Below are 3,857 nucleotides of genomic sequence, written 5' to 3' on the forward strand. Positions count from 1 at the left end.
AGTGAGCAGGATGCAGCAATCAGCGTATAGAACAAGCTCTAACGGGCAGTATGAACAAAATAGCAACTTTATTTCACCCGAAAATATACGGTGGAACAATGTTGCTTACTCTAAACTCTAAGATATTCTTATATGCGTTTTTTTAAAGATTGGCGATGGTAAATCAGGAATGGATTTGCCATAATCTTTAATTCCTTTCGCTCGTTGACCCGATGTTGTCACAATAAGAGTCGCAGCGATCTATCAGCAATAATAATCCTTGAGGAGGAATTCGATGGCACACATCGTAGTACTTGGCGCCGGAATCGGCGGCATGCCAGCCGTCTATGAATTACGCGAAAAACTGGGATCAGAGCATCAGGTGACTCTGGTCAACGAGCGTGAATATTTTCAATTTGTACCTTCCAATCCCTGGTTGGCAGTAGGCTGGCGGGACCGCGCCAGCATCACCTTTGATATTCGTCCTCATGTAGAACGCAAGGGTATCAATTTCATTGCCAAGCGCTGTGACAAGATCGATACAGAAAACAACCGCATGGAACTTGAAGGTGGAGACACCCTGGATTTTGATTATCTGGTAATCGCCACAGGTCCGCGTCTGGCTTTCGAAGAAGTCGAAGGTTCAGGTCCGGAAGGCGGTCACACCCAGTCCATCTGCAGCGTTGATCATGTGGAAAAGGCCTATGATGCCTATAAGGATCTGCTGGAAAATCCCGGTCATGTGGTTATCGGCGCCATGCCTTTCGCTTCCTGCTTTGGCCCGGCATACGAGTTCTCATTTATCGTGGATACCGACCTGCGCAAGCGCAAGATCCGTGACCGCGTACCCATGACCTACATCACTTCCGAGCCTTACATCGGCCACCTCGGTCTGGGCGGCGTGGGCGATTCCAAAGGCATGCTCGAGTCCGAGATGCGCAACCACCATATCAACTGGATCACCAACGCCAAGGTGACCAAGGTGGAAGAAGGTAAGATGTTCGTCGAGGAATACGACGATGCCGGCAACAAGATCAAGGATCACGAAGTGGAGTTCAAGTTCTCCATGATGCTGCCCGCCTTCAAGGGCGTGGATGCGGTCATGAATGTCGAGAACCTGTGCAACCCCCGCGGTTTTGTGTTCGTGGACGCCTACCAGCGTAATCCCACCTATCCGAACATCTACGCGGCAGGCGTCTGTATCGCCATTCCTCCCGTGGAAGCAACCCCTGTGCCCACCGGCGCGCCCAAGACCGGTTATATGATCGAGTCCATGGTGACCGCCATCGTGCACAACATCTCCAATGAGCTGGAAGGTAAGGAGCTGGATACCAAAGCCACCTGGAATGCCATCTGCCTGGCGGATATGGGTGATACCGGCGCGGCCTTCGTCGCCTTGCCGCAGATCCCGCCGCGTAACGTGGCCTGGTTCAAGAAGGGCAAGTGGGTGCACATGGCCAAGATCGCCTTCGAGAAATACTTTATCCGCAAGATGAAGAAAGGCTCCTCCGAGCCCATCTACGAGAAATATATTCTCAAGATGCTGGGGATCGGCAAGCTGCGCTGACAGCGGCCCGCAGATCCACCCTGAAAGCCCGGCGATTACCGGGCTTTTTGCGTTATGATGACCCGCTAATTCTCTTGAGTTACGAACCCACCCCAGATCATGGAAAAACCCGTATTTGTAGGTCGGACTTCAGTCCGACATTGCTCCGTAGTAGCCGCCGTTGTGGGGCTGAAGCCCGACCTACCGTCATGGTATAAAGCGGTATCATGAAGAATATAATAAAATCACTAGCTTAAGCGTGTTTCCACGCTGAGCCCGGAGAGGAAAACAATGCGCAGAAAAACTCATGCCGTCATGGTAGGGGATATCACGGTGGGTGGAAGTGCACCCGTGGTGGTGCAATCCATGACCAATACGGATACGGCCGATGTGGCTGCCACGGTAGCTCAGGTCATCGACCTGGCCAAGGCCGGTTCCGAGCTGGTGAGAATCACCGTCAACAACGAAGCCTCAGCCGCTGCCGTCGGCCCCATCCGGAAAGAACTGGATGCGCTGGGCGTAAAGGTGCCCCTAGTGGGGGATTTTCACTTCAACGGCCATCGCCTGCTGGAGAAATATCCTGACTGCGCCCGGGCGCTGGCCAAGTACCGTATCAATCCCGGCAACGTGGGCAGTGGCGAAAAGCGGGATGAGCAGTTCAACGCCATGATCGGGAAAGCCGTGGAGCACGGCAAGGCCGTGCGTATCGGCGTCAACTGGGGTTCCATGGACAAGCAGTTGGTAGCGCGCATGATGGATGAGAACCACCGCTCTCCCAATGCCCTGGATGCGGACCAGATGACCCGGGAGATCATGGTCACATCGGCCCTGGAAAGCGCGGCCCAGGCCGAGGCCGCGGGGCTGGGATCAGACCGTATCGTCCTGTCCTGCAAGATGAGCGGTGTGCAGGATCTCGTTGCCGTGTACCAGATGCTTTCCGAGCGCTGTGACTATGCCCTGCACCTGGGGCTCACGGAAGCAGGTATGGGTTCCAAGGGTATCGTGGCCTCTACTGCAGCCTTGTCCGTGCTTCTGCAGCAGGGCATCGGCGATACCATCCGCATCTCCCTCACACCGGAACCCGGTGGCAGCCGCACCACCGAGGTCAAAGTCGCCCAGCAGATTCTCCAGGCCCTGGAGCTGCGCTCTTTCACGCCCCAGGTCATTGCCTGTCCGGGTTGCGGGCGCACCACCAGCACCTATTTCCAGCAGCTGGCCCAGGACATCCAGGATTATCTCGATGCCAGCATGCCCCGCTGGCGCACCGAATATCCCGGCGTGGAAGCCATGAACGTGGCGGTCATGGGTTGCGTGGTCAATGGCCCGGGAGAGAGCAAGCACGCCAACATCGGCATCAGCCTGCCCGGCACGGGTGAGCAGCCGGCGGCGCCAGTTTACGTGGACGGAGTAAAGACCGTAACCCTGAAAGGAGAAGGCATCGCCGATGAGTTTCAGCGCATTGTTGAAACCTACGTGCGGGAGAATTGCGGGGATGCGCGGCTGCAGGAGATGAGTGTAGGTCAGGCTTCAGCCCGACAACGGCAGCCGTGACGGAGGAATGGAGGAATGTCGGACTGAAGTCCGACCTTGTATGCTCTGCTACAAGGTGGGTTGACAACTCACCCATTAAACGAATTTATGAAAAGATGCCCAATAGGTGGGCATAACCCGGGAGGCCGTTCCGACCTGAAGCTAAGAGCTTGTACGTAGATGGGCCCCCGTCCTCTTCGCCAATACCGTGGAGTATCTGAGGCCTTGAACAGCTGTTCTTGAGCCTGTATTCGCAAGGTCGGTAGGCGAGGGTTCAGGATCGGGAGCCGGGTTCAATGGTAACAGAACACGATGTGAGGTAAAAAATGATTTCAGCCGGTATTGATGTCAGTGCAAAGCAACTGGAAACCGTCATCAATCGCAATGGCACTTCGATCAGTACCCCCATCACATTCGAGAACGATGCCAAGGGACATCAAGCCATACTCAAAGTCTTGCAGAAAAGAAAGGTTCAGCGCGTATGCGTGGAAGCAACGGGTGTTTATCATCTGGATCTGTGCGTGCTATTGGATGGAACCGGAATTGAGTTGATGGTACTCAACCCGAAAGCCGCCAAGCAATATGCTGATGTCATGATGAAAAGAAGCAAAACAGATGGCATTGATGCCACTCTGTTGGCTGGATATGCCCAGCACATGCCTTTTTCTCCGTGGAAAAAGCCTCAAGCGTGTCTTCGGCCTCGTGATAGATTTTGGGACATCCCAGTCCCCAAAATCGACTCGGCCTTTGACAACCTATTGGTGCCCCAGCCGTCCTGGTCACCAAGCACTACGCAACAACT

3 protein-coding genes are annotated in these 3,857 nt (G+C 54.7%); all 3 read left to right on the plus strand.

What is annotated here, in order from left to right:
* Positions 1–274 precede the first annotated feature (274 nt).
* Entirely contained in the window at positions 275–1,546 is a 1,272-nt protein-coding gene (locus ACOCD2_RS13990; protein WP_293650009.1) for an NAD(P)/FAD-dependent oxidoreductase, read from the plus strand.
* A 249-nt stretch (positions 1,547–1,795) separates the two neighbouring features.
* Entirely contained in the window at positions 1,796–3,076 is a 1,281-nt protein-coding gene (gene ispG / locus ACOCD2_RS13995) for a flavodoxin-dependent (E)-4-hydroxy-3-methylbut-2-enyl-diphosphate synthase (RefSeq protein WP_293650045.1), read from the plus strand.
* 305 nt (positions 3,077–3,381) lie between these two features.
* On the plus strand, positions 3,382–3,857 hold a 476-nt coding region (locus ACOCD2_RS14000; RefSeq protein WP_293688631.1), incomplete at its 3' end, for an IS110 family transposase.

Origin of the sequence: Thiolapillus sp., assembly GCF_048562965.1 — a bacterium.
Lineage (GTDB): Bacteria > Pseudomonadota > Gammaproteobacteria > Chromatiales > Chromatiaceae > Thiolapillus > Thiolapillus brandeum_A.